Genomic DNA, 26129 nt, shown 5'->3' with positions numbered 1-26129 from the left:
AGTTGCGCGCCGATCTGAACAAGTGTTTGTCGACCAAACGCACCGCTCGCAAGCCCCGGGGCCACACCGAGCGCCGTGGCAAGCTCAGTGATGTGATCACCATCAGCCAACGGCCCGCCGTGATCGATGACCGAGCGGTGCCCGGACACTGGGAAGGTGATCTGATCCTGGGCACCGCATGTGGCAGTGCGATCGGCACATTGGTCGAGCGCAGCACCCGATTCACCATCTTGCTGCACCTACCGGTCGATCACACCGCCGACTCGGTGGCCACCGCGATGATCGAGGCGATGAACGAACTGCCCGCTCACCTGCGCCGCAGTCTCACCTGGGATCGCGGCAGTGAGATGGCCGGCTGGTGCGACATCAGCCTGGCCCTGCAGGCCCCGGTCTATTTCTGCGATCCCCATTCACCCTGGCAGCGCGGCAGCAATGAGAACACCAACCGACTCCTGCGGTTCTGGTTCGAAAAAGGCACCGACCTCAGCGGCTACACCAAAGCCGACCTCAAACGCATCCAAGACAAACTCAACACCAGACCCCGACCCACCCTCGACTACAACACCCCAGCCCAACGCTTAGCCGCCCTGCTCAACCAAGCTGCATAGAACCGCGTTGCATTAACTACTTGACTTTGAGGCGCGTATTTCGCAGAGAGTTCACACTGGCGACAGCAATAGCCGATCGCTCGTCAACTGCACAGCGCCGCTCAACGACAGTGGACCGTCAGGTTCTGGCAGACCATCCCGACGTCGTCGGAGAATTTTGACCGACCGCCCTGGTCGCTCGGATCGACGTCCAACGCAGGACTCGACGTGACCAACTGGTCGATGATCGACGGGATCACCGGCACTGCGGGGTCGGGCTGTGCGTGCGCCAGACCGCTGCCCGTCGTGACGGCCAGGGCGCCACTGACCAGCAGCGCGAGCGCCCACCTGCGACCGTCCATCGCCTCTCCTTCGGTGACCCGCCCGACCAGGCGTTCCACTCCACGATAGGGCGCGCCCGGTGATCGCGCACACGGGTTGCGCGGCGACGCATCAGAGTCATATCCCATATCCGTCACGACGCCGTAACGACTCTGATTTCCGTGTCGAGCGTCGGTCACCGGTGGACCACCGCGGGTTTAGCGTATCGGCCGTGAATCCAGCGGCCATGGGTTTCCGTCGCGTCGCGGCTTTCGTCGTGTGCATTGCCCTCGCCGCGACCATCACACCTCCTGCGGGCGCCGATCCCGACCCCGCCGCCCCGCCACCGGCCGCAGCCCCCGGCGCGGACGGGAAGGTGACGTCGGGTGAGACGGTCAGCGTTCACACACCCGACGGCTGGTTCCTGACCCTCGGGGCCATGGACGAGGCTCAGGTTCCGGTGCCTCCGTTGACGACTGCCGTCTCATCGCGTGAATACCTTGCCAGCGGTACGTTCACCGGAACGTTGGCCGGCCCGGGCGACCCTCAAGGATTGTTGGAGGTCGGCTACGAGATCGGTTGTGGCGTCGACATGAGCACGTCCAACGGCGTGACGATGGCAGGCAGCGCCGGGCTCACCCCGTCGATCGGGCTCTCCGGTCCCGTTGGTGCACTTCCGACGACGATGGTGCCCGTGCTCGGCACGCCGGTCAACGGCGTCATCACGGTAGGCCTCAAACCCGGCATCATCATCGTCGTGCCGGTCGACAAGAAGGAATTCAAGAGCGCCAGACCTTGGATCATGATCAGCAACTTTCACGTCAAGATCGACGGTTGCGTCGGCCAGTCGTTCATCCGCTCATACGCGACGCTGACCCGCAAGACCGATGACTCCGATGTCGTGTTGTCCTATGTCGGTGTGACGACCACGGTCTGATCCGTAGCGATCCGGCGTCCAGACAGTTCACCGGTTCCCTTCAGCAAAAGCTCAGCAAGGGCCACCTACGGTGGTTCGGGTTGCGGTCACCGATCGCACCGAGATCAACTCAGCGCCTGGGCATGGCCCCACCGTCGAGCGCCGGCGAGGCGTCGACCGAAGGGAATCTGCGTGTCAGCACACCTCAGCTATCTGGAGGCGCTCGTCGTCGGGGCACTGCAGGGTGTCACCGAGTTGTTTCCGGTGTCCAGCCTCGGCCACTCGATCCTGATCCCCGCGCTCGTCGGCGGCCAGTGGAGCCGTGACCTCGACGTGTCCGCACCGGAATCGCCCTATCTCGCATTCATCGTCGGGTTGCACGTCGCGACCGCGCTGGCGTTGCTCGTGTTCTTCTGGCGGGACTGGGTTGCCATTGTGCGTGGCCTGGTCACGTCCATCCGTCACCGGCGCATCACCGAGTCCAACGAGCGGCTGGCGTGGATGATCATCGCCGCGACGATTCCCGTGGGCATCGCCGGCCTCGCTCTCGACCATCTGTTCCGCACGACGCTCGGCAAGCCGGTGCCTGCCGCGGTGTTCCTCGCCATCAACGGTGCCGTGCTCTACGGGGCTGAGCTGCTACGCCGTCGCGCAGCCACGCCGACCGCCACCGACGGGCCCGCCGCGGCCAGCGGAGGCGGGCTGCTCACCGAAGCCGATGTGCGGATCAGCAAGATGCCCATGGCGCGTGGCGTGATGATCGGGTCGGCGCAGGCTTTGGCGCTGCTGCCGGGGATCAGCCGCTCCGGTGTGACCATGGCGGCCGGGCTCCTGCGCGGCCTGTCGCACGAGGACGCCGCACGGTTCTCGTTCCTGCTCGCGACGCCCGTGATCCTGGCGGCAGGCGTGCTGAAGATCCCTGAGCTGTTCGGCCCGCAGCGCAGCGGCATCGGAGGGCAGGTGCTGCTGGGCAGCATCGCCTCGTTCGTCAGCGCCTACCTGGCCGTGCGCTTTCTCACGCGCTATTTCGAAACGCGCACCCTGACGCCGTTCGCGATCTACTGCGTCATCGCCGGGCTCGGCAGCTTGCTCTGGCTGACGGCACGCTGAGTGGCGCGGAACGCACCGAGGTGATCTAGGCGGGCGCCACGCTCGTCAGAACCTCATCGAGGGCCGCGACAAACAGGTCGGCGTGCTCGGCGGTGAACGGCAGCGGCGGGCGGATCTTCAAAACGTTCTGCTCCCGACCGGACGCACTGATCAGGATGCGGCGCTCGCGCAGCTCGTTGACCACCACCGCGGCGGTATCGGCGTCGGGTGACCGGCTATCGCGGTCCCCGACGATCTCGGCGGCGACGAACAGTCCTGCACCGCGGACATCGCCCAGCACGCGGTGGCGTCCCGCCAACTCCTGCAACCCCGCCATCAACCGCGCGCCGGCCGCACGGGCGTTGTCGATCAACTCCTCGTCCTCGATGACGTCGAGCACCGCGGTCGCGGCCGCGATGCTGACCGGATTGCCACCGAAGGTATTGAAATACCGGATATCTCGACCGAATCGAGCCATCACGTCCTCGCGCCCCACCACGGCGGCAATCGGTATGCCGTTGCCCATGGGCTTACCGAGCACCACGAGGTCGGGGCGCAACTCGTGGCGGGTGAAGCCCCACCAGCCGGCACCCAGGCGCCCGAACCCGGGCTGCACTTCATCGGCGATCCACAAGCCGCCGGCCGCACGGACCACATCGCCGGCCGGCCGGAGGAACCCGGCAGGGTCGGCCTGCACGCCGTCGCTGGACAACACAGAATCGACGATCATGCCGGCAAGCCCGAATCCGCGCTCAGCAAGCACCGCGATGGCCTCTCGGACCCGCTGCGCGAAACGCTCGCCCGCCTCGAGTGGCGATTCGCGATAGAAGTCGGGGGCCTCGACACGCACGACGTGCGGAGGAATCTCGTTGTTGGGTCCAAGACTCGGCGAGATCTCCGCGGCGGCGGCCGTGCAGCCGTGATAGGCGTGCGAGGTACAGATGATGCCCTGCGCCCCGGTCTCATAGCGTGCCGTGCGCAGGGCGAGGTCGACGGCTTCGCTGCCGGTACACGTGTAGACCACCTTCGACAGCTCCGCGGGGAACAGCGCCAGCAGCCGTTCGGAGTAGGCGACGAGAGGTTCGGTGAGATAGCGCGTGTGGGTATTGAGGACTCCCAGCTGCGCACTGACCAGCTCCTGCACATGCGGGTGGCTGTGCCCGATCACCGGAACATTGTTGTAGGCGTCGAGATACCGGTTGCCGTCGGCGTCGTAGAGCCAGACGCCGGAGCCGCGCACCAACGCAACCGGACGCCGATAGAACAGGCGGTAGCTCGGCGCCAGCACCGCGTCCCGGCGCGCGGCGAGAGCTCGACTTTCGGGGTCGAGCTCATCTGCCCCGCTGCCGTCGTATGCATTCGCCATATGCATTGGCTGCGAACTCATTTCGGCTTCCTCCGCGGTTCGGCGTCGCACAGTGCGTGCAGGTGCGCGCCGGCCGACCGAGGGTCGATGGCCAGCAGGCGCTCGAGGGTCGGCAACGTATGCCGCATCCGCATGCTGCCGTATGCGGTCGGGTTGGTGCGGCCCCGCACGGTCCAGGTCAACACCTGCACACACAATCTCGCCGCCGCCAGCGGATAGATGACGTCGATTTCCGTCGGCGCCAATGGGGTGACGGCGTGGTAGCCGGCGACCACATGACCAAGCGCCTGCAGCGGATCATCCTTGCGCAGCATCGCATACGCGCCGGCGATCGCGGGCTCGGCGACCCGCGGGCCGCACAGCGCATCGTTGAAATCGAGCACGCCGGAGATCACCTGCACACCATCACGCAGTTCGACCAAGACGTTGTTGTCGTTGAGATCCTGGTGCACCATCACCCGCGGCATGTCGCGCAGCACAGGCTCGATCTCGGCGAACCAGCCGAGCACCGTGGTGGCACCGTGGCTGTCGACCAGTTCGGGACTCGCAGTCAGGCATTCATGGATCGCTTCGCCCGAGCGCGTGACATCCCAGTGGTGTGTGGCGGGGAAATTCGGCGCGGTGAAACCGTCGAGGGCCAAAGTTACCCGAGCGGCAGTGGCACCTAGCTGGTGCAGCAATGCCGGCGAATGGTGCGCAATCTTGTTGAGTTCAGTCCCGCTGACCCATTTGAGCACCCGGAGCACGCCGTGCTCGGAGCCAGACTCGAACGGCACGTGCAGGCTGCCGTCGGTCGCGCGCACGATGGTGGGCACGGCGGCGCCGATGTCTTTGCCGACCAGGTGCATCAAAATGGCTTCCTGCCATTGCAATTCGGCGGCGTTGTGCACGGGCAGTTGGAGCCTGGCCAGATAGTTCGTACCGTCGGTCGTCGACAACCGGTAGTTGCGGTCGATCTCCCCGCCAAGGAAGGCCAGCTCGTGGACTTCCATACCGTAGTGCCGATCGACCAGTGCCGTCACCAACGGGATCTCTACGCCTGCAGGGTCGCCAGGAGTGTTCGTCATCATCAATTCACACGCCCGCCAGGTCACGGCAGGTCGAGAAGCTCTTCGTAGAAGCCGCCGAATCCACGGTCACGATCGACGAGGTGTACTTCGAGGATCCAGTGACACTCATTGCCGGCGCGGTCTTTTCGCCGCATCGGCCGGGTCGATCCGGGCGCGACATACGACTCGATGTCCTCGCCGTCGATCTTCTCGTGCGGAAACTCACCGACCAGGTGCCCGGCGATGACCCCGCCGAAGTCCCATCCGGCCTCACGGCTGGACGCGACGACGAAGTCGTACAGCTGCTCCCCCGTGACTTCCGGTTCGCTGCGAAAGAACTCACGACCGGCCTGCCAGACCTGGGGTAGATGGTCGAGCAGTTCCAGTTTGCGTGGGTCGTCGCCCAACACATACGTTCGGCCGAAATCGGCTTCCCATTCCTCGAATATGGGTCCGAAATCGAGGAAGACGACATCGTCTTCCGACAACAACCGATCGGGCGGGTTGCCCCGGAAAGTCTCCAATGTGTTGATCCCCGACCGCACAATGCGCTTGTGCCAGTGTCGCGTGACGCCGAACATGGTGGCCGCCAAGTCGTGAATCTCGTCAGAGAGGGCGCGCTCACCGATACCGGCGCGGACCAAGCGCCGGTCGTTGATTTCCGCGAACAGCTTCGCGGCCATGTCCTGGGCCTCGATCAGCTTTTCGGCCCGGAGAGACTCTCCGACGGTCGGTCGATTCATTGGTCGATGCTATCGCCACGCTGCGGCGGCCGGCGGACACCTGTGTACAGGTTTATTTCGCCAGATGTAGGGAAATCACGAGCGGCAGCGCTGACAGCGTTCGTTGGATCGCGTGCGGAGGGATTGGACATGGTGGCGGTCGAGGATTCGGCCGAGCGTAACGAGAAGCGCTCCGCTGATGAACAGGATGTCATGCCGTCAGACAGCAAGCCGGGCCTGTCGCTGTTCGACCGGTTCGCCACCGGCGCGAGTTCATTCGTATCCCGTGCCTGGTTTTTCCTGGGTTGTGTGCTGCTCGTGGTCGTTTGGGCTCCGACGTTTGCTTTTCTGCAGCTCGACACGTGGCAGCTGATCATCAACACGGTCACCACCATCATCACATTCTTGCTGGTGGCCCTGCTGCAGAACACCGAGCGCCGGGCCGACGATGCGCTTCAGCAGAAACTGAATGCCATCGCCGAAGCGCTGGCCGATCTCATGCAGCATGTGCGCGACGACCCCGACGCCGAGAACGATGCGAAGGAACTGCGGGCGGCAGTGGGCCTCGAAGAGCGCGAGAGCGCCGACTGAACAGGTCTGGCCTTAGGCGCGTGCTTCGGGGTTGTCTGCGAGGCGTTGATGCACCGTCAGCAGCACGTGGTCATACGTTGATTGGTCAACGGTTTCCCTGGCCTTTTCCCGCAGATCGTCGCGCAGCTGCTCGGCGAGGACCCGCAGCTTGACGTTATGTTCCTGAGACAGCCACTTCAGCACGTCGAACGCGACATCCTCATTGACGTTGTAGATGAGCATCAACATGCCCTTGACCTGCTCGATACTGGCCCGATTGGTGGCGATCTCGGCTACCCGTGCGGTGACAAGGTCCTGTCTCTGACGTTCGGCGTCCAGGCGCTCACGCTCGGCCGGCGTCACGTCGACGTAGAAACCATGCGTGCCGATAACCGCGCCGTGCTCGTCGAAGAACTGATCTCCGATCACCATCACCCAGTGCACGGCACCGGCGGTGTCGATGATGCGGTGCCTGCTGCTGAGTGCGCCGCGGGTGTTCATGATGGCTTCGATGGTGTCGGCGACCTTTTCGCGGTCGTCGGGATGCTTGTGCGACAGGACCAGTTCGGTCGTCGGCGCCACCGTGCCGGGCTTGTAGCCGTGCAGCCGGGCAACCTGCTCTGACCACTCCCACCGCTGTTCATCGAAATAGAAGCGGAACCACCCCATCGAGGACGGCGTCTGTTCGGCAGGGTCCCCTTTCGTGGCCTCGATCATGTCGACCTGCGCACCGCCTGCAGTCCCGGAGACTTCAACTCCGGACATGGTGCCCTCACCAGCCCCTGCCATGGTCCCATCCTAAATACCTTCGATGATGCAAGGTCTATTTCATATCGGAATCCAAGTTACCCAGCACGTTTCGCTCCAGCACCTTTCGACCGAAAACCTTGGAACCGAGGGGGCGGCGGCGCTGCCGCCACCCCCTCTTCTCGCTACCTCGTGGTGGTTTCACCCCCTCCCGATGCGGGTGGTTACTCAGCGGTCTACCGGGGCGCCGGGCCTGAAGAAGTGGGGACCGTCCAGCTCCCCGGGGCGCCGCGCACCGCGACATCGTTTGACGCGTGCGCAGCCGATCAGGCGTTGATGGATTCTCTGGGCGACGAGGAATCCGCGTCCACGACCACGTTCTCGCGGGGCCGGTCGACGACGATCTTGCGGGGTTTCGCCTTGTCGGCCACCGGGATTCGTAGTTGTAGCACGCCGTCGTGATACTTCGCGGCGATCTTGGCGGTATCCAGGTTGTCTCCGAGCACCAACTGGCGCGAGAACACTCCCCTGGGCCGTTCCGTGGCGAGCATCTCCCGGTTGGGGTCTACCGGTGCACGCTCCGCACGCACCGTCACCACATTGTGCTCGATGTCCAGATCCAGCGAGTCCTCCGCGATACCGGGCAGATCGAACTCCACGATGAACTCTTCACCATCACGCCAGGCGTCCATCGGCATGATCGCCGGGCGCGCTGCCGTACCGAGCACCTGCTGGGCGAAGCGGTCCAGGTCCCGGAAGGGATCAGTACGCATCAGCATGGTGGCCACCTCCACATATCCTTTCCTGTTCTGAACGGGAGCCGACTGATAATCTGTGTTCGTCGGCACAAGTTTTTATATAGCACCACGACAGATGAGAGGCAAGTAGATTGCCGCCCCAAGATTTCCCAGAGACCGCAAGCCGCGGATCAGCAGGTCGGCGCCACAGCGCGCCCGCCCCTGACCACGGCGTTTACGGCATCTCCGTGGCCGCCGAGCTGTCCGGCGTCCCCACCCAATCGCTGCGGCTGTGGGAGCGCCACGGGCTGCTATCCCCGAGTCGCACCGAAGGAGGTACCCGCCGCTACAGCGCGGATGACCTCACCCGCATCCGGCGCATCACGACATTGGTGGCCGCCGGTGTCAACATCGCCGGTATTGCCCGCATCCTCGACCTCGAAGACGACAACTCCGAACTGCGGGAGATCATCAACCGGCACGAGTAGGACGCGACAGCCGTGAGCCGCAGACTGCCTCGACTACACCTGGTCGGCCACTGGGCTGCCCAGCTGCCAGAGTTTGCTGGCCATCAGCCGCTCGAACTGGTCGACCATGTCACCGAGTAGGCCACCGGCGCTGACGTAGCCGACGTAGAAACCCATCCCCCACATGGCCGCGAGCAACATTTCCACCGTCTCACCGACGTCGGTGTTGATCACCACCTCTCCACGGCTCACGGCGTCGTCGAGGGCCCACGCGACGAACTCCCGCGAGGCCTGCAACGCATCGGGCGTGGAGTCGGCGAACTCAGGGTGCCGACGCGACTCGAACACCGTGGTCACCAGAAATGCGGCGGCAGCGGACTCGGCGCTCATGACCGACGCGAAGAAGGTCGACAACTTGGCCAACAAGGTCGGTTGATGCTGCGCCTTGAGGACGGCCGGGCTGATCACCGTGGCCGTCGTCTGCTCGACCACTGCGCTGTACAGCTGTGACTTGCCGGCGTAATGATGACAAACGGCTGGTCGGGTCAGACCGGCACGGCGCGCGATGGTCTGGAACGTCGCGGCCTCGTAGCCGCACTCGCTGAACACTTCGCGGGCCGCCTGCAAGATCCGGCCCCTGGTCCCTGCTGCCGTAGCTGTCGGTGGGCGACCTCGCCGACGCGGCACGGCGGACGGCGTCGTCACCTCGAGCAACGTGCCACGCTCGATTCATAGGGCGGGTTCGCTGCAGACGTGTGAGCGGTCACATTCCCGTATCGGCGCCGGGGCTGCCCGGCGTTACATCACCCGCCAAACAGGTTCAGACTTGGGCCACCGAGACGAGTTGGTCGACGAGCTCAACCGGATGCGACAGCATCGCCATGTGCCCGCCGGCGATGACGTCAGGTTCTACGCCGAGGCGTTCGGCCACGACGCGCCGCATGAACGGCTCCGGGAAGAAGCGGTCATCCTTGAACAGCACGAACCGGGTGGGTAGCTGAGGAAGCTCGGGTGACGGCCACGGGAACATCGACGGCGTATCTGACTGCGCACGCTCGACCTCGTCTGCGACCACTGCGGCGTCGACGCCGTTGTAGAACAACGCATCCATGTCGTCGGGGTCGTACCCGCCCGATACGGCTGCAGCTCGCTGCGCTTTCTTCCACCCGGTCGCCGCCCACCAATCGTCGGGACGTTCGCCCGGACGCGGGATCATCGCCGATGCGTAGACCATGGCGGACGCGTCGACCCGCGCACAGGCGAGGGCTCCGGTGAAGCCACCGAATGAGTGCGCGACGACGACCGGGCGCTCGTTGTCGCGACGCTGTTGGGCGTGTTGGGCAGCCACTGCCTCCGCATAGGTATGCAGGTCCGCCGCATCGTCCTCACACGGCAGGTCAACCGCGATTCCATGGTGCCCACGATCCGCCAACTCGGCCACCACGAACCGCCAGCAAGACGGGTCGGCACCACCGCCTGGGATGAGCAAGAACGTCGTCATCCGGCCAACCCCGGTTTCGACCGTCGATCGTTCGAGCGCACAGCCACATGTTGCCACGCGCCGCTGCGCCATGATGGTGATCATGAATGTGAACCAGACTGGGGCCGGCTCGGTCAAGCTTCCGGCATTTCGATCGATTCACATCGCGTTGATGGGCTTGCTCGCAGCGCTGCTGGTGGTGTGGGGTCCCAGCGCCGGGAATGCGTACGCCGCCGAGGCGTCGGCCGCAGGCGATGTCATCTCCCTCGGCAACCCGGCGGCGCCTGGTCAGGTCGAGCTCTATCTCGATCCGCTGTGCCCCTTCAGCGGAAAGATGGTGCGAGAACAAGGCGCCGAGATCGGCCGACGCATCGAGGCCGGCAAGCTCCATGTCAACCTTCGCTTCGTCAATTTCCTCGAAAAGTATTCGGCCAGTGGCACTTATGACAGCAGAGCGATCTACGCCGCCTACCTCGTCGCCGACCATTCGCAATCCAGCGACACCACGTGGCGCTTCATCGAGCAGATCTATTCCGCTGATCAGCAACCGAGAGAAAAGGGCCCGTCAGATCTCAGCAACGATCAACTCGCCGGCCTGGCTGACCGCGTCGGCGCGCCGCAATCCGCACAAGACATGATCCGGTTGGGGCTGCCCATTCCCTACGACGCGCACACCATCGCGACGAACAACCATGCGCTGCTCAGTCAATTCCCGGATCCCGGTGTGCCCCTTGTGGTTATCGACAACAAGGCGGTCGACGGGAATTCCGGTTGGCTCGATCAACTGCCACGCTGAGCGCGCCGGCGCCGTTGCCTATCGGTATTCCCACAACTGCGGTGTCCCGTGGCCATTGTCGGCGATTGGGAGATAGACCTGGCCGGTTACCGAGTCCAGGGCCAAGGTATGAGCTCCGTCGGCGATGTGAGCCGATCCCCGCGCGTGTAGATGTCCGCGGTCGTGGTCGGCGATGCTGACCCAGCCGCTTTCAGACGCGACGTAAACCCGATCTCTCGACGGATCGTAGGCGAGCACATCAGGCGAATCACCGACCGTGAGCCTGTCGACGACACTGCGGCCCGCGAGATCGACTGTGGCCAGGGTGGCATTGCCTTCGCAGCCGACGAACATGACCTGGTGAACGTTGTCGAGCGCTTGGCCGTGTGGGTGGTTGCATCCCGGAGTCGGAATGCGGTCGACGACCGATTTCGAGGCGGGATCGATGACCGCCAGGTCACCGCGGCCTTGTACGGCAACCACCATACGGTCGATGGCTGGGTCGTAGACAACGTTGCCGACGTCGCCGCCAAGCGGCATGGTCGCGACTACCGCACCGGCGCCCGCGTCGACAACGGTTTCGCTTCCTGAACTTTCGTTGGTACTCCACACCGTATGCCGTCGCGGGTCATAGGCCAGGCCATCCGGATAGGCGGCAGTCGGAGCAGTGAAGACAGTGGCAGCGCTGTCCTCGTCGAGCGCCACCAGCTGGTTGCGCGCGGTCACGGTCGCATAGATGCGCCTCTGCTCGGGCACCACGATCACGCCGTGCACATCCGGCAGGTCGTTCACGGTACGCAGCACCCGCTGGTGAGTCAGATCGACCTCGACGAGTTGGCCAGCCCCCATATGCGCCAGGAAGAGCAGACCTCTTCCAGCGTCGAGTGCCGCATAATCGAAACGCCCTGTGCCACCGGTCAAATCCAGCGCCGACACCTGTTGCCATGGCAGGGACTGCGGACCGGCCGGGCCACCAGCACACCCCGCCGTGGCAAGGAGGCCGGTCACCGCAACGCAGACCAGACGCCGCGTCGCTGCCCGCACCACCATCGCGTGACCTAAGTCAGTCACAGGTTGAACCTTACGCCGGGCGATGCCGAATCTAGGCTCCGGCGAGCACCTCCTGCGCCGTGGGCAGTTGCGGCCGTGACCGGTCGAGAAACACCGGCGCCCCCGGATCGGCGCTCACCGCACCTGGTACGACGGGCGAGCTGTTCGACAGAGTGGCCTTGAGGACATGTACGAATTGAGCGGGCTGATCATTCTGCAGGTAGTGGTTGGCGCCCGGCAGTAACCAAAACTCGTTGTCCCCCGGTTTGGTCGCGAGGTAGTTGTTCCACACGTATGCCGCGACCCGCAGGGGCGATATCTCGTCGTACAACCCCCACACCACAGTGGTTTTCACCGGCATGGCGGCCAGCGCCTGCAGCCATTGCTCCTCGTGCTCGGAACGTTCCACCAGATACTGAATGGTGTCGTGGATGACGCCGATGCCGTCGTTGACGGCGAAGGTCTCTGCCAACGCGGTGATCGCCGGATCGTCGAGTGTCCGCCGCGGCGTGAACGTCGTCTGTCCCAAGCCGGCGGCGAGGAGCTGGGGTGTGATGGCCGCGACGGTCGCTGGAGCCGACTCGGGATGCAGGACGAGGCGCTGAAATTCATTCAGATTCGACAGGGGCAGAAAGATGTTGCCATTGCTGAGCACGAGGTTGGACACCGCGAACGGCGTCTCGCCGGCGCTACAGCGGCGGGCGAACGCCAGCGCAACACTGTCGCCGCGATCGTGGGCGACGACTGCGCCCTCGTGCGCACCGAGGACGTCGAGCAGGTAGTAGCCGAGCAGTTCACTGTCCCGCTTCAGGGTGTAGCTCTCGCCTTTCGGCTTGTCCGAGAATCCGAAGCCGGGCAGGTCCAGGACGCACACCCGATAGTCGGCACTGAGTTCCTCCACGACGTCCTGCCAGTCGATGCTGCTGGTCGGAAACCCGTGCACCATCAACAACATCGGCGCCTCGGGATCGCCGAACTCGGCATGGAAGATGTTCAGCGTGCGGGTATGCCGCATCGGTTCGGTCGGGGTCCACTCAAAGTGGCTACCGGCTTCCAGCCAGGACTGAGCAGTTCTTTCCATGATGAGGCCTCTCTCTGTGCGCGAGCCGTCAGTACCCGCCGTCGTCCCGCAAGCGAATGCGGGGCGGTATGAGCGCCCAGATGGCCCGTCCGGCCTGGAATCCCAGAGAGATCGACAGCATCGACACCAACATCAGGATGATCGCGGTGGTGCTGCCCCCGTCGCCGCCGACGATCTCCGTGATGCCCACCAGGCCGATCGAGCTCGGCACCATGAGCCAGAAACCGGGTACCAGCAGAACTCGTGAGGACGGCGTCGAGCGCAGCTCACCCAGCGCCAAGGTGCACAACATGAGTGCCAGGCCGCCGCCGAAACCGCTGGTGTACGCGCCGAAAAGCTGAGCGGTCGCGTACTGGGCGGTGTAGCTGACGTAGAGGATGAGCAGAAGCCAGGGCAGGAACCGTCGGGGCGGACCGTGGTAGAGCATGATTCCCACGCCGTACACCGCAACTCCGACCCAAGGTGCCCATGGCCCGATCATGTTGCGTGGCGTGTCGGTCAGTTCCCATTGCGTGATGCCGAGGGCCTGGATGCCGAGCACGATCCCGAGCGCAAGCTGCGCCAGGCGAGTGAACCCTTGGGTCAGGCGAGCTGCGGCCGAGACGACTTCGCCGGTAGAGGCCTCGAGTATTGCCAGCGTGATGCCCACTCCGGGCAGGAACAACGTGAGCGGCGGGATGAGGACTCGCAGGCTGTCCTGGCCCATGTGCAGCAACCGTCCGATGCTGAACGCTGCAAACGTGACGATGAAGGCGCTGATGAACGGCAGGAGCCGCAGGAAGGCGGCGTTGTAACGCGCGACGATGTCGAGAGCTCCGACGACCAGCCCGAACCCGGTCGCCGCGACCAGCCCCGCCGGTGTCGGCTGCAAGATCAACCCGTATGCCGCGCTCTGCACCGCATACCCGATCATGTTGACCCACCAGGGAAGCGGCCGCGGTAGCGCCTGGATCCGATCGAGCTCGGCGGACCCGTCCGCAGGACTGATGGAGTTCCGATACGTTCTGCGCACCAGCGCGCCGAGTTGGAACGCCTGGTCATAGCGCAGGTCACCACCGACATGCTCGATGCGGCTGTGACAGGATTCGCCGACCTGAATGTAGTTCGGCAGGATGAAAAAGCGGGGCTCTAGCTGGAAGCGGTCGCTGGCCCGCGTGATCACCATCCGCACGTAGTCGACCGAATAATCGGCGGCGAGCATCGCGGCGCCGAGCCGCGCCAGATAGTCGACGGCAGCACGCCGTTGGTCATCGACGTGCTCAACCGTCTCGGACACGATCGGAACTGTAAAACGTTTGCCGCGGGGACGTGCCGGGTTTGGCCGGTCGAACCGTATGCGAGTCGCCTCAGGGCGAATTCAGCGATTCCACAGGACGCGCAACCCGGTCGGCAATTTTCGCCCGCGGAAATTCCCGACCGGGTGCGGAAATCAGGTCCAGTTCCACACCGACATGTCGTCTGCCGGGTAGTTCATGCAGACGTCGGTGGTGCGGGCGGCGACACCCTTGTTGTTGAAGAACAATTTGGCCCAGTTCGGCCACCGCCAGGACATGTTCTCGTAGAAGGCATTGGTGGCGGTGTCCTCGGAATACTGGCGTCGTCCGGCGTAGTCCAACGAGAAGAACCAGTGAATCCGGTCCTGGGCGCCCTGCTGATCGGCTGCGGGCTTGTTGTTGTAGTCGATCATGTAGCGCTCGTAATACACCGGTTCGACATCACGCGCGGCGGCCATGATCTGCTCCGCCGTGCACGGTGTCTTCAGGATGCGATTGGGAATCGGGTAGTCGTCGGTTGCGTCGGCCGACGCGACCACCGGAACCGCTCCCACTGTCGCAGCCATCGCGACAGCTGCGACCGCACAACGAATCAGTTTCGTAGACAACGCTTTTCCCTTCTCACCCCGACTCATCACGCCAGCGCCTCTTCGGGGTTCCGCTGCAGCGCCTTCGGCCACGGTTGCGGCACCGGGCGTTGACGGACCCGCTGCGGCCACCAGAACCAGCGGCCGAGCAGCGTAGCGATCGACGGTGTCATCAACGTGCGGACCACGAGGGTGTCGAACAGCAAGCCGAGACCGATGGTGGTGCCGACCTGCCCGATGATGATCAGATTGCTGACCGCCATCGACGCCATCGTGAAGGCGAAGACCAAGCCCGCGGCCGTGACGACGGCACCGGTGCCGACCATGGCGCGGATGATGCCGGTCCTCAATCCCGCATGGATCTCTTCCTTGATCCGCGAGACCAGCAGCAGGTTGTAGTCCGCGCCCACGGCCAGCAGCACGATGACCGACATCGGCAGCACCATCCAGTGCAGCGGGATGCCCACGATGTGTTGCCACAGCAGTACCGACAAACCGAATGCCGAGGCCAGGCTCAACACCACTGTCCCGACGATCACCGCCGAGGCCACGACGGCTCGCGTGAGGACCATCATGATGATGAAGATCAGGATCAGCGCTGCTGACGCGACGATGACCAGGTCGTAATTGGCCCCGAGCTGCATGTCGTTGTACATGGCCGCGCTGCCGCCGAGGTAGATCCGGGCGCCTTCGAACGGTGTCCCCTTGATCGCGTCGGCCGCCGCGATCTTGAGCGGTTCGATGCGTGAGGTGCCCTCCTGGGTCAGTGGGTCACCCTGATGAATGATCGTGAACCGCACCGCATGTCCGTCGGGTGACATGAACAGCTTGATCCCGCGCTGGAAGTCGGCCGTCTGGAACGCTTCCGGTGGCAGGTAGAACGAGTCGTCGTTCTTGGCGGTGTCGAACGCCTCGCTCATCGCGGTGGAGTTCTCCTGCATCGCCATCGCCTGGTTCTGCTGCGCCTTCTGCACCTGGTACTGGTTGAGCAGCGTCCGCTTCTGGTTCTTCATCGACTGGATCTGCGCCGGCATCACGGCGACCATGCGCGGCATCAGATCGGCCATGCGCTGCATGTCGGGAACCAGGTCCTGGAAGTCGTCGGACATGGTGCCGATTCCGTCGAGGCTGTCGAAGACCGACCGCAGGGACCAGCACATCGGAATGTCGAAGCAGTGCGGCTCCCAGTAGAGATAGTTGCGGAGCGGCCGGAACTGATCGTCGAAATCTGCCAGGTGATCCCGAACCTGCGAGATGTCCCCGGAGGTCGTCTTCATCTTGTCGGCCATACGCTGCGACACCGCGGCGAGGTCCGTCTGGATGTTCATCATCTCGGTCATGGCGTCGATGCTCATCTGCAGGTCGTCAGCCTGCTTGAGCATGTTCTCCAGATTGGTCTGCATGTAGTCGTTGTTCATGATCTGGCTATTGCCGTTCTGGCCCAGCGAGTACGGGATCGTCGAATGCTTGATCGGATCCCCGTCGGGACGCGTGATGGTCTGCACCTGCGCGATGCCATGAACCGCCTTGAGCGCCTTGGCGATCTTGTCGATGACCAGGAAATCGGCCGGGTTCCGCAGATCGCGATCGGTCTCGATCATCATCAGATCCGGGTTCATCTTGGCCTCGGAGAAATGCCGGAAGGCGGCCGAGTATCCGACGTTCGCCGGGACGTCCTCGGGCAGGTAGATGCGGTCGTTGTAGGTGGTGTGGTAACCGGGCAACGCGATCAGGCCGATCAGCGATGCGACGATGGCGCACACCAGGATTGCGCCGGGCCACCGCACGGTGGCAGTGCCGATCTTGTGCCACCCGCGGGACTGAGTCGTCCGCTTGGGCTCCAGGATCCGGCCGAAACGGCTGAGCACGGCGATCGCGGCGGGCCCCATGGTCAATGCCGCCGCGACGACGATCACCATGCCGATCGACAGCGGGATGCCCATCGTCTGGAAGTACGGCAGCCGGGTGAAATGCAGGCACAGCGTCGCACCGGCGATGGTCAGACCGGAGGCCAGCACGACATGCGCAGTGCCGTGGAACATGGTGTAGTAGGCCGATTCTCGGTCCTCGCCGGCTCGCCTCGCCTCCTGATATCGACCGATCAGGAAGATCGCGTAGTCGGTGGCCGCGGCGATGGCCAGCGTCACCACCAGGTTGGTCGCGAAGGTCGTCAGACCGAAGACGTTGTGGAATCCCAGGAATGCCACCAGTCCCCGGGCAGCGGACAGCTCGAGCACGACCATCACCATCACGATGAGCATCGTGATGACGGAGCGGTAGACCCCCAACAGCATGACGGCGATCACGGCGAACGTGACCATCTCGATCATTTCCATGCTCTTGTCGCCGACGGCGTTCTGATCGGTACTCGTCGCCGCGGGCCCCGTGACGTAGGCCTTCATGCCTGGCGGAGCGGGACTTTCGGTGGCGATGTGGCGCACCGCATCGACCGACTCGTTGGCGAGGGTTTCCCCTTGGTCACCGGCGATATAGACCTGGACATACGCGGCTTTGCCGTCGGCACTCTGAGCGCCTTTGGCCGTGAGCGAGTCGCCCCAGAAGTCTTGGACGTGCTGCACGTGCGTGGTGTCGGCACGCAGATCGCGAACCATCTTGTCGTAGAAGTCATGTGCGTCGGCACCCAGCGGCTGGTCGCCTTCGAGCACGATCATCACCGAGCTGCTGGTGTCGTACTCCTGGAAGACCTTGCCGACGCGTTTGGTGGCGATCATCGACGGTGCGTCGTTCGGGCTCATCGACACCGCACGCAGCTTGCCGACTTCCTCGAGCTGCGGGACAACGGTATTGAGAACGGCGACGATCGCAATCCACGCCAAGATGATCGGCACCGCAAATGTTCGGATGAACCGGGGCAGCCACGGACGCGGCGGCGCCGCGTGGCGAGCGGTCGGGATCGCGTCGGTCGGCGCGTCCTCCGTCGGCGCGCTCATGCGGCCTTCACAAAGCAGAAGGTTTCGGCATTCATGCCGGTAGCGGTCCTCTCCTGTTTGACCTCGTCATCAACGCTGACGCGGCAGCTGATGCTGTCGCCGTCGCCTTGGGCCATGATGTTGGGCATCACCGACGGCAGGGTGGTCTGCAGAGTCAACGTCCACGGCAAGGGCGTGCTGGGCACGCGTTGAGGTTTGCCTTCGAGATCCATGTAGTTGATCACTGCCGTCGAGCCCGAGCCGAAGATCTCGTATTTGACGATCTTGGGGTTGAAGTCCTCGGCGTTATCCGAGGATTTATCCGTCACCACAACGGGATTCGAACCGAAAACCTTCCGCACGTTCATCACGACCAGCCCGCCGGCCACAACGGCGACGATGATCAACACCGGGAGCCACATACGTCGCAGCGCCTTGGTCATTGTGGGCCTCTCAGCGTTCGGTGGTTTCGCGACGACCTCGTGCGCGACTGCCTGCTCAGTTCCGTTAAGCAAGCTAACCTAATAAGTGGATAAGTTCAATCCACTTATGACGCCGATCACTTAAGCTGGGAGATATGACCGACGGAACTCGCCGCGTACTGCGCAAGGATGCGGAGCGCAATCGGCAGCGTGTTCTCGACGCCGCGCGGGAACTGTTCGCCGAAAAGGGTCTCGAAGCGACCCTCAACGACGTGGCACGGCACGCCAATGTCGGGGTGGGCACCGTGTACCGGCGCTTCGCCACGAAGCAAGAGCTGCTCGACGCCGTCTTCGAGGACGGCATCGACCAGGTCGTCGCCCTCGCGGAAACCGCGTTGCAGAAAGACAATTCGTGGGACGGATTCGTGTGGTTCGTCGAGCAGCAATGCGAGCTGACCGCGACCGACCGAGGGCTGCGCGAGATGGTCTACAGCAGAGCCTACGGCGGCCACGGAGTCGAATGCGCGCGCCTGCGGCTATCCCCGTCGGTCACGAAACTCGTCGAGCGGGCCCGCGCCGACGGGTATCTGCGGCCTGACGTCGAAGGCTCGGACATGCCGATCCTTGGCCTGCTGGCCGGAACCGTCAGTGAATGGGCCGGTCACGTCCAACCCGACCTGTGGCGGCGCTACGTCGCACTGCTGCTCGACGGCATGCGGCAGCGCGACGACCAACCAGGCCTGCGCGTGGACGCGCTGAAAGACGACCAGATGGATACGGCGATGCATGGCTGGCAACCGGCGGGAAGCCCTCCCTAGGAGGACGTCACCCGTTGCCCCACAGGTGCCCCATGTGCACGAGTTCCCCACGGCCCGAAGTTATTTCGGCCACCGCGGAATCCAGAGTCGTCGCCTCTGCGCACAGCACCCTGATAACCGCCTTCTGCCCGTAGTCGACTCCGTCGACCTCGAACCCCCGCCGCCGTAGTTCGGCCTCGACCCACCCCGCCTCGGCGTGATCGACCGCGAGGGTGAACATGTGCAATCGCACACGTGCCTGCAGCGGCGTCGATTCGAGTGCCGACGTGACCGTGCCCGAATACGCGCGCGTGAGCCCGCCGGTCCCGAGCTTGATACCGCCGTAGTACCGCGATACCACCGCAACCACGTTCACCAACTCTCGCGCCTTGAGCACAGACAGGATCGGCGCACCTGCGGTTCCGCTCGGCTCGCCGTCGTCGCTGTACCGCTCGACGCGAGTCTCGACGTCGTCCCCGAGGACGTAGGCAAAGCAGTGGTGACCCGCTCCACGTTCCAGTTCATGGGCGAGCGCCACGAATGCGTTGGCCTCTTCCTCGCCGCCGCAGTGGCGGAGCCGGGCGATGAAGCGTGACTTCTTGATCGTCTCCTCGAAGTAGGGCCTGGCCTCGGGATCGAGCGAGAACGACATACGCGGAATTGTAGGAGTGCAGGTCGCGCCCACCGCGCCGTCAAAAGCGAGATCGGAATTCCCCCCAGGGGGCATCACTGCTCTGTCGAGCGGACAACGGGGTTCAGGAACGTCCTGGTACGCGGCCGCCGAGTCGCTCCAGGACACGGCACTTGCCGCATCCCCCGAGCGGCATACCCAGAGCTGTCGGTGATGCCGCCTACGATTCCACCGGCACACCTTTGACGAGACCCCGATCGCCCTGACGCCGGCCGCGGTGGGAAGGACCAGCAGTGAGTTACAACGCCGCAGACATCACCGAGCTCGACGATGTCCAGCACACGCGCCTGCGGCCCGCGGTGAACCTGGGCCTCGACGTGCTCAACACCGCGCTGCGTGAGCTGGTCGACAACGCGATCGAAGAGGTCGCCGACCCCAGCCACGGCGGATCCACGGTGACCATCACCCTGCATGCCGACGGATCGGTCAGCGTCGCCGACGACGGCCGCGGCCTGCCCGTCGACTCCGACCCCGTCACCGGGAAGAACGGCATCGTCAAGACCCTCGGCACCGCACGGGCCGGAGGCAAGTTCTCCGCCCACTCCGACGCCGCCAGCACCGGTGCCGGGTTGAACGGCATCGGTGCCGCGGCGGCCGTGTTCATCTCCGCCCGCACCGATGTGACGGTGCGCCGCGCGGGCAAGACCTACCTGCAGAGTTTCGGTCGCGGCTACCCGGGCGTGTTCGAGGGCAAGGAGTTCGACCCCGATGCGCCCTTCACCCGCGCCGACACGCACAAGCTCCGCGGTACAGGCAATCGCAAACCCGACGCGCACGGCACCACGGTGCGCATCCTGTTCGACCCGGCCGTGGTGCCGGATTCGAGCGTTGACATCGGCGAAGTCCTGCTGCGCGCCCACGCGGCGGCGCGCATGTCGCCCGGAGTGCACCTCCACGTCGTCGACGAAGGCTGGCCCGGCGAGGACGTACCGCCCACGTTGATGGAACCGTTCAACGGCCCGTGGGGCACCGACACCCTGCTCGATCTCATGTGCACCGCCGGCGGCACTCCCCTGCCCGACGTGCGAGCAGCCGTCGAGGGTCGTGGTGAGTACACGACCGGCCGCGGTCCCACCCCGTTCCGCTGGTCGTTGACTGCCGGGCCTGCCGAACCGGCCACGGTTGCCGCGTTCTGCAACACCGTGCGCACCCCTGGCGGGGGATCGCATCTGACGGCCGCCATGAAGGGGCTGTCCGAAGCCCTGGCCGACCGCGCGTCGCGCATCCGCGATCTGGGCCTGGCCAAAGGCGAGGACGGCCCGGAGCCGCAGGACTTCGCCGCGGTCACCGCGTTGGCCGTGGACACTCGCGCACCCGACGTGGCATGGGATTCCCAGGCCAAGACCGCGGTGTCGTCACGGTCGTTGAACCTGGCCATGGCCCCCGATGTGGCCCGCAGCGTCACCATCTGGGCGGCCAACCCCGGTAACACCGACGCGGTGTCGCTGTGGACGAAGCTGGCGCTGGAGTCGGCCCGAGCACGGCGCAGTGCCGAAGGCGCCAAGGCCCGCTCCCGCGCGGCGTCGAAGGCCAAGGGGCTGGGGACGAATCTGTCGCTCCCGCCGAAGCTGCTGCCGAGCCGGGAAACCGGCCGCGGGTCGGGCGCCGAGCTGTTCCTGTGCGAGGGTGATTCGGCGTTGGGCACCATCAAGGCGGCGCGCGACGCCACGTTCCAAGCGGCGTTCCCGCTGAAAGGGAAGCCGCCCAACGTCTATGGGTTCACCGTGAGCAAGGCGCGGGTCAAAGACGAGTTCGACGCGATCGAACGCATCCTGGGCTGCGGGTTGCGCGACAACTGTGATCCGGAACAGTGCCGGTACGACCGGATCCTGTTCGCCTCCGACGCCGACCCCGACGGCGGCAACATCAACTCGAGCCTGATCTCGATGTTCCTGGACTTCTACCGCCCGCTGGTAGAGGCCGGGATGGTCTACGTGACGCTGCCGCCCCTGTTCGTGGTCAAGGATGGAACGCAGCGGATCTACTGCCAGGACGAGTCCGAGCGCGACGCCGCGGTCGCGCAGATGCGCGCCACCTCCAAACGCAAGGTAGAGGTGCAGCGCAACAAAGGTCTCGGCGAGATGGATGCCGACGACTTCTGGAACACCGTGCTGGATCCGCAGCGGCGCACCGTGATTCGGGTACACCTCGACGACGGCGAGAAGAAGTTGCACCACACGCTGTTCGGCGGGCCGCCCGAGGGCCGGCGCACGTGGATGGCCGATGTCGCCTCCCGCGTCGACACCTCCGCGCTGGACCTGGACTAGGAGTACGAAGTGACCGCCACCCTGGACGTTCCCGAACAGAACCCGGATCTGGTCCTCGACCAGAGCGCCGACGACTACTGGAATCACTATCAGCTGACCTTTGCGCTCTACAGCGTCAGCGATCGCGCCATCCCTTCGGCGTTCGACGGGCTCAAGCCCGGCCAACGGCGCCTGCTCTATCAGATGCACGATTCGAAGCTGCTGCCTGGCAACAAGCCGCAGAAGTCCTCGAAGGTGTGTTCGGCCGTCACCGGCAACCTGCATCCGCACGGCGGCGCATCGATGTACGGCGCAGCCGCGCTTATGGCCGCCGAGTTCCAGCGCGTGAAAGTCATTGACGGACAAGGCGCATTTCCGCGCATTCAGGGCGACATCCCGGCCGCTGACCGGTACACCGAGATGCGGTTGTCGGCGCCCGGTGCCGCGCTGACCGCCGAACTCGACGATCACGCGGTGCCCATGGTGTCCACGTTCGACGGCGAGTGGATCGAGCCGACGGTGCTGCCGGCACGGTGGCCGGTGCTGTTGTGCAACGGCGCCGTGGGCATCGCCGAAGGCTGGGCCACCAAGGTGCCCGCACACAATCCGCGCGAGGTCATGGCCGCCTGCCGGGCGCTGCTCAAGACCCCGAACATGACCGACGACAGGTTGGTGAAACTCATTCCCGGCCCCGACTGGGGTTGCGGCGCCACCGTGGTCGGCACCACCGGACTGCGGGAGTACATCACCACCGGCCGGGGCGCATTCACGGTACGCGGCACCTTGACGGTCGACGGAAAGAACGTCGTCATCACCGAACTACCGCCCGGTGTCGCGAGTAACACTGTGCAGGACCGGATCCGGGCCCTGGTCGAGTCCGGTGAACTGTCCGGTGTGGCCGATATGTCCGACCTGACCGACCGCCGCAACGGGCTGCGGATCGTGGTCACCGCCAAACGCGGCCACAGCGCCGAGACCATCCGCGAGCAACTGCTCGCATTGACACCGCTGGAGTCGACGTTCGCCGCCAGCCTCGTCGCCCTCGACGAGGACCGTGTGCCGCGGTGGTGGTCGGTGCGTGAGCTGATCAGCGCGTTCCTGCACCTGCGTGACTCAGTCGTGGTGCGCCGCAGCGAGTATCGGCTGGAGAAGGTCACCGCGCGCCGGCATCTGGTAGCCGGCCTGATGAAGATTCACCTGGATATCGACACCGCTGTCGCGATCATCCGAGCCTCCGACACTGTCGACGAGGCCCGCACGGGACTGCAGGAGCGGTTCGAGATCGACTCCGACCAGGCCGACTATGTGCTGGCACTGCAGCTGCGGCGCCTGACTCGGCTCGACGTCATCGAGCTGCAAGCAGAAGCAGAGAAGCTGGACGCCGAGTTTGCCGAACTGACCGAGCTGGTATCGAACCCCGACGCGCGGCGGGTGGTCATCGACAACGAACTCATCGAGACGGCAAAGCTGTTCAAGGGGCCCGAGTTCGACCGCCGCACCGTCCTGGACTTCGACGCCACCCCGACGGCATCGAGCGCCGACGAGGACGGCCCCCGTGAACGCAAAGTCAATACCGCTTGGCGCCTCGACGACCGGGGTGTGTTCTCCGACAGCCACGGCGACCTCCTCACGTCGGGCCTGGGCTGGGCGGTCTGGACCGACGGACGCGTCAAGTTCACCACCGGCAACGGTTTGCCGTTCAAGATCCGCGACATTCCGGTGGCACCCGACATCACCGGGCTGCTGCGGTCCGGCGTGCTGACACCGGGCTACCACCTGGCCCTGGTGACGCGACGGGGCAAGATCCTGCGTATCGACCCCGCCGCGGTGAACCCGCAGGGCGCGGCCGGTAACGGCGTGGCCGGAGTGAAGCTTGCCGGCGACGGCGACGAGGTCATCGCCGCGCTGCCGGTCAGCTGTGAAAACGGCGAGGCCATCCTGTCGATCTCCGAAAAGGGTTGGAAGGTCACCGAAGTCGCCGACATCCCGGTGAAGGGCCGTGGTGGCGCGGGTGTCGGGTTCCACCCGTTTGTCGGCGGCGAGGACGCGGTGCTTGCGGCCTCGATCTCCCCGACCGGCTATGTGCGCAACGGCAGGGCGGTACGCGCGGAGAAGCGCGCGAAGGCTTCGGTGAAGGGGGCCGGCACTGACGTATCGCCCGCCGGATAACTGCCTCAGCGTTCAGTCGGCCGCGGACTCCAACCGGAATCCCACCTTGAGGGTGACCTGAAAGTGTTTCACCTCGCCGGCGTCGAGGTGTCCTCGAACGTTCTGCACCTCGAACCAGTCCAGGTCGCGCACAGTCTGCGAAGCGCGTGAGATGGCGTTGCGGATCGCCGCATCGATGCCGTCTGGTGAACTGCCTACAACCTCGATGACACGGTAGACGTGATCGCTCACAGTGGTCTCCTTCCGAACGTCAACCTGGACGTCCAAGCGTATGGCTACCCAAGTTGGCGTGGCGGTCAAACCGCCGTAACTCGTTCACCGGTGGCGCCGAACACTATGCGGCGCAACCAGAATTCGCGCCTCGGTAGACCAGGCACTGCAGCCGTTCCGCGGGAATCAATTCAGCGGCGCCACGTTGGTTGTCAGAATTCTGGTGGTTGCACGAGGCTCTGACGTCTCGTCTTGTTGTCGCAGTTGGTGTTTGAGTCCGCAACGACGGGGGGATAGTGCCTGCCTTGCACGGATCCGTCGACATAAATCGACCATGGGCAGGAGCTGCATTCGCTTCTGTCGAGTTCATCAAGTGCAGCGGCGGCGATGATGACGATCGGAGACCCGCATGCCGGGCACCGCATCATTCAGCAATACCACTGTCGCTACGCCGGCGCAACGACGAATGTGGCGCGCACTGCCGCGCGACACTACCGGTAATGCTAGCCGTCCTACGAGACAGATTGTGGTGCTTTTGGATTCGCCTCACGTGCGGCCAGGTATTCTGCTGCATCCGACGCGGGGCTATGCCGTCAAATGCCCGTCGACAAGGCAGCTCCCACCGGCCGCCCTGGTATGGATGTCGACGCAATGCAGCGCCACATCATCGAGGAGGTCGACGTCGCCGAGAGGCAAGGTGGCCCGCAATGTCACGGGATTGTGCATGACATCGAGGTGGAATACCGCGTCGACCAGCTGTCTGCGCACCCGCGGCGAGGGATTCCCCGCAGCGATGTCGATGCAGAGCTCGATGGCCGAGCAACTGGGCCGGATGTCGGCGAACGCCACATCGTGGTGCCCGGCGGCGACACTGACGTGATATTCGCCGCGCTCGGCGGTGATACAGGTGGACAGGACGCCGGCGTACGGGTCGAGGTCGGCGTGAGATTCGTTCATCACTGCTCCCGTGCACATCGGTAGGTGGCGAGCCATTTGATGCGTCCGCTGATCGGGCCGCCCGATGCGCGCCGGGAGGTCCGTTACTACGGTCCCACCATTCCCGTCGCGGCGGAAGGGGCCCGTGGCCATCTGATGCCACAACATCGTGGTGCCCCACCCACACGCCGCCACGGTCACATCCGCTGCTGCGACGACTGCCGTCGGCTCAGCGGCGCTGCCCTGCCGTGGGTTGGGTATGAAGCAATGTCACCGTGCCCTCGTCGGTTCCGACGTCGACTCGGGTAATGCCCCGTCCGGATGACAGGCACACGACGGGCAGCTCCGGGTTCTCGACGCCGACTCCCGTCATCAACCAGTTCTCCAGGTCGGATCGGCTCTCGGCAACCGAGAGCGCCCGCACGCCGCGCGGCCTCACGGTGTGCGCAGCGGTCAGCAGGCCGGGATTCTTATTGCCGGCATCCCTCGCCAGCAGAAACGGCAGCCCAGGCGACTCGAAGGCACGCGTCATCCCGAGATGGTGGACGCCCACACCCTCGCGGGTCAGCCGGCCGATCGGCAACGCGGTCTGTTGCGCCCGGGTGCGCAGTTCCTCGGCGGTGACTTCCACTGCCCAGCCGGCAAACGCCTCGTCCGCCTCGGCCAACGCCGCGAGCACCAACCGTCCGAAAGGGTTGTCCCGAGCGAGGTCTGGATCATGTACCGCGACCAGCTCCAGGTATCCGCGGCCCAACGGAACGATGTAGTTATGGGTGCCCAGGCCGTCGTGCACTCCGCCTTTGACAGCTGTCAGACCGGTCGTGTCCGCGAGCTGACGCGCGGACACGTCGAGATCGTTCGTTGCGATGACGATGTGGTCGAGGTGCACGAGCCTGTAATGCCCTTTCTT

Annotated in this window: 27 protein-coding genes; 9 read left to right on the top strand and 18 right to left on the bottom strand. The window is 64.8% G+C overall.

Annotation, left to right across the window (positions count from 1 at the left end; translation table 11 throughout):
* A partial coding sequence (locus RMCB_RS35285) for an IS30 family transposase (RefSeq protein WP_109784529.1) occupies window positions 1-608 on the top strand: 608 nt, incomplete at its 5' end.
* Between the two features lie 101 nt (window positions 609-709).
* Here the strand turns inward: RMCB_RS35285 and RMCB_RS35280 are convergent.
* A complete protein-coding gene (locus RMCB_RS35280; RefSeq protein ID WP_131805618.1) occupies window positions 710-949 on the bottom strand; it encodes a hypothetical protein in 240 nt (79 codons plus the stop codon).
* 206 nt (window positions 950-1155) lie between these two features.
* Between RMCB_RS35280 and RMCB_RS35275 the strand changes: the two genes are divergently transcribed.
* Together RMCB_RS35275 and RMCB_RS35270 are read left to right on the top strand one after the other, a co-directional pair.
* Complete coding sequence (locus RMCB_RS35275; protein ID WP_062832457.1) at window positions 1156-1845, top strand: MspA family porin; 690 nt, start codon at window positions 1156-1158, stop codon at window positions 1843-1845.
* Between the two features lie 171 nt (window positions 1846-2016).
* Complete coding sequence (locus tag RMCB_RS35270) at window positions 2017-2934, top strand: undecaprenyl-diphosphate phosphatase (protein ID WP_062832456.1); 918 nt, start codon at window positions 2017-2019, stop codon at window positions 2932-2934.
* Between the two features lie 25 nt (window positions 2935-2959).
* Here RMCB_RS35270 and RMCB_RS35265 read toward each other — a convergent pair whose 3' ends face one another.
* From RMCB_RS35265 to RMCB_RS35255, 3 genes are read right to left on the bottom strand one after another with little or no spacing between them, the layout of a single operon-like run.
* Window positions 2960-4300, bottom strand: a complete 1341-nt coding sequence (locus RMCB_RS35265; protein WP_201028398.1) for an aspartate aminotransferase family protein — start codon at window positions 4298-4300, stop codon at window positions 2960-2962.
* Window positions 4297-5346, bottom strand: coding sequence for a phosphotransferase (locus RMCB_RS35260; RefSeq protein WP_165606378.1), 1050 nt, complete (start codon window positions 5344-5346; stop codon window positions 4297-4299). Before RMCB_RS35260 ends, RMCB_RS35265 begins: the two co-directional genes overlap by 4 nt.
* 23 nt (window positions 5347-5369) lie before the next feature.
* Complete coding sequence (locus tag RMCB_RS35255; protein ID WP_062832453.1) at window positions 5370-6071, bottom strand: M24 family metallopeptidase; 702 nt, start codon at window positions 6069-6071, stop codon at window positions 5370-5372.
* Window positions 6072-6200: 129 nt separating this feature from the next.
* Between RMCB_RS35255 and RMCB_RS35250 the strand changes: the two genes are divergently transcribed.
* Window positions 6201-6641: a low affinity iron permease family protein gene (locus RMCB_RS35250; RefSeq protein ID WP_029368699.1), complete on the top strand. Its 441-nt coding sequence runs from the start codon at window positions 6201-6203 to the stop codon at window positions 6639-6641.
* A 12-nt stretch (window positions 6642-6653) separates the two neighbouring features.
* Here RMCB_RS35250 and RMCB_RS35245 read toward each other — a convergent pair whose 3' ends face one another.
* Entirely contained in the window at window positions 6654-7337 is a 684-nt protein-coding gene (locus tag RMCB_RS35245; protein ID WP_407662179.1) for a PAS and ANTAR domain-containing protein, read from the bottom strand.
* Window positions 7338-7693: 356 nt separating this feature from the next.
* Window positions 7694-8146, bottom strand: coding sequence for an Hsp20/alpha crystallin family protein (locus RMCB_RS35240; protein WP_062832481.1), 453 nt, complete (start codon window positions 8144-8146; stop codon window positions 7694-7696).
* 200 nt (window positions 8147-8346) lie between these two features.
* On the opposite strand from RMCB_RS35240, the gene RMCB_RS35235 reads away from it, so the two are divergent.
* Window positions 8347-8592 (top strand): MerR family transcriptional regulator, encoded by a 246-nt coding sequence (locus tag RMCB_RS35235; protein WP_234792369.1) that lies wholly within the window; start codon window positions 8347-8349, stop codon window positions 8590-8592.
* A 33-nt stretch (window positions 8593-8625) separates the two neighbouring features.
* Here RMCB_RS35235 and RMCB_RS35230 read toward each other — a convergent pair whose 3' ends face one another.
* Both RMCB_RS35230 and RMCB_RS35225 read right to left on the bottom strand, forming a co-directional pair.
* On the bottom strand, window positions 8626-9276 hold the full coding sequence (locus RMCB_RS35230) for a TetR/AcrR family transcriptional regulator (protein ID WP_234792365.1): 651 nt from the start codon (window positions 9274-9276) through the stop codon (window positions 8626-8628).
* Between the two features lie 115 nt (window positions 9277-9391).
* A complete protein-coding gene (locus RMCB_RS35225) occupies window positions 9392-10072 on the bottom strand; it encodes an alpha/beta hydrolase (RefSeq protein ID WP_062832451.1) in 681 nt (226 codons plus the stop codon).
* A gap of 151 nt (window positions 10073-10223) precedes the next feature.
* Between RMCB_RS35225 and RMCB_RS35220 the strand changes: the two genes are divergently transcribed.
* Window positions 10224-10847 (top strand): DsbA family protein, encoded by a 624-nt coding sequence (locus RMCB_RS35220; RefSeq protein WP_062832479.1) that lies wholly within the window; start codon window positions 10224-10226, stop codon window positions 10845-10847.
* 18 nt (window positions 10848-10865) lie between these two features.
* Here the strand turns inward: RMCB_RS35220 and RMCB_RS35215 are convergent, their stop codons facing one another.
* From RMCB_RS35215 to RMCB_RS35190, 6 genes are all read right to left on the bottom strand, one after another.
* Window positions 10866-11897 carry a YncE family protein gene (locus RMCB_RS35215; RefSeq protein ID WP_201028397.1) on the bottom strand — a complete coding sequence of 344 codons (1032 nt, stop codon included), beginning with the start codon at window positions 11895-11897 and terminating at the stop codon, window positions 10866-10868.
* A 31-nt stretch (window positions 11898-11928) separates the two neighbouring features.
* A complete protein-coding gene (locus RMCB_RS35210) occupies window positions 11929-12957 on the bottom strand; it encodes an alpha/beta fold hydrolase (RefSeq protein ID WP_084388701.1) in 1029 nt (342 codons plus the stop codon).
* Between the two features lie 28 nt (window positions 12958-12985).
* The gene (locus RMCB_RS35205; RefSeq protein WP_062832448.1) at window positions 12986-14233 is read right to left on the bottom strand and encodes a threonine/serine exporter family protein; all 1248 of its coding nucleotides are present in this window, start codon (window positions 14231-14233) and stop codon (window positions 12986-12988) included.
* 153 nt (window positions 14234-14386) lie between these two features.
* On the bottom strand, window positions 14387-14797 hold the full coding sequence (locus RMCB_RS35200) for a DUF5078 domain-containing protein (protein WP_072278610.1): 411 nt from the start codon (window positions 14795-14797) through the stop codon (window positions 14387-14389).
* A 68-nt stretch (window positions 14798-14865) separates the two neighbouring features.
* The gene (locus RMCB_RS35195) at window positions 14866-17769 is read right to left on the bottom strand and encodes an MMPL/RND family transporter (protein WP_062832447.1); all 2904 of its coding nucleotides are present in this window, start codon (window positions 17767-17769) and stop codon (window positions 14866-14868) included.
* Entirely contained in the window at window positions 17766-18191 is a 426-nt protein-coding gene (locus RMCB_RS35190; protein ID WP_029368710.1) for an MmpS family transport accessory protein, read from the bottom strand. The genes RMCB_RS35195 and RMCB_RS35190 overlap by 4 nt, the downstream gene beginning before the upstream one ends.
* 134 nt (window positions 18192-18325) lie before the next feature.
* Here RMCB_RS35190 and RMCB_RS35185 point away from each other — a divergent pair, with 134 nt between their 5' ends.
* Window positions 18326-18988, top strand: a complete 663-nt coding sequence (locus tag RMCB_RS35185) for a TetR/AcrR family transcriptional regulator (protein ID WP_062832446.1) — start codon at window positions 18326-18328, stop codon at window positions 18986-18988.
* Window positions 18989-18995: 7 nt separating this feature from the next.
* Here the strand turns inward: RMCB_RS35185 and RMCB_RS35180 are convergent, their stop codons facing one another.
* Entirely contained in the window at window positions 18996-19619 is a 624-nt protein-coding gene (locus RMCB_RS35180) for an IMPACT family protein (RefSeq protein ID WP_062832445.1), read from the bottom strand.
* Window positions 19620-19891: 272 nt separating this feature from the next.
* Here RMCB_RS35180 and RMCB_RS35175 point away from each other — a divergent pair, with 272 nt between their 5' ends.
* Window positions 19892-21925, top strand: coding sequence for a toprim domain-containing protein (locus tag RMCB_RS35175; protein ID WP_062832444.1), 2034 nt, complete (start codon window positions 19892-19894; stop codon window positions 21923-21925).
* A gap of 9 nt (window positions 21926-21934) precedes the next feature.
* Window positions 21935-24073 carry a DNA gyrase subunit A gene (locus tag RMCB_RS35170; RefSeq protein WP_062832443.1) on the top strand — a complete coding sequence of 713 codons (2139 nt, stop codon included), beginning with the start codon at window positions 21935-21937 and terminating at the stop codon, window positions 24071-24073.
* A gap of 12 nt (window positions 24074-24085) precedes the next feature.
* Here RMCB_RS35170 and RMCB_RS35165 read toward each other — a convergent pair whose 3' ends face one another.
* From RMCB_RS35165 to RMCB_RS35155, 3 genes are all read right to left on the bottom strand, one after another.
* The gene (locus RMCB_RS35165) at window positions 24086-24304 is read right to left on the bottom strand and encodes a dodecin (protein ID WP_029368718.1); all 219 of its coding nucleotides are present in this window, start codon (window positions 24302-24304) and stop codon (window positions 24086-24088) included.
* A gap of 564 nt (window positions 24305-24868) precedes the next feature.
* On the bottom strand, window positions 24869-25240 hold the full coding sequence (locus RMCB_RS35160; RefSeq protein ID WP_062832442.1) for a hypothetical protein: 372 nt from the start codon (window positions 25238-25240) through the stop codon (window positions 24869-24871).
* 208 nt (window positions 25241-25448) lie between these two features.
* Window positions 25449-26108 carry a VOC family protein gene (locus tag RMCB_RS35155; RefSeq protein ID WP_062832441.1) on the bottom strand — a complete coding sequence of 220 codons (660 nt, stop codon included), beginning with the start codon at window positions 26106-26108 and terminating at the stop codon, window positions 25449-25451.
* Window positions 26109-26129: the final 21 nt, after the last annotated feature.

The organism is Mycolicibacterium brisbanense (genome assembly GCF_001570425.1).
GTDB classification, from domain to species: Bacteria; Actinomycetota; Actinomycetes; order Mycobacteriales; family Mycobacteriaceae; genus Mycobacterium; species Mycobacterium brisbanense.
Note: the sequence above shows the minus strand (reverse complement) of the source record. Positions and strands in the feature narration are given on the sequence as shown.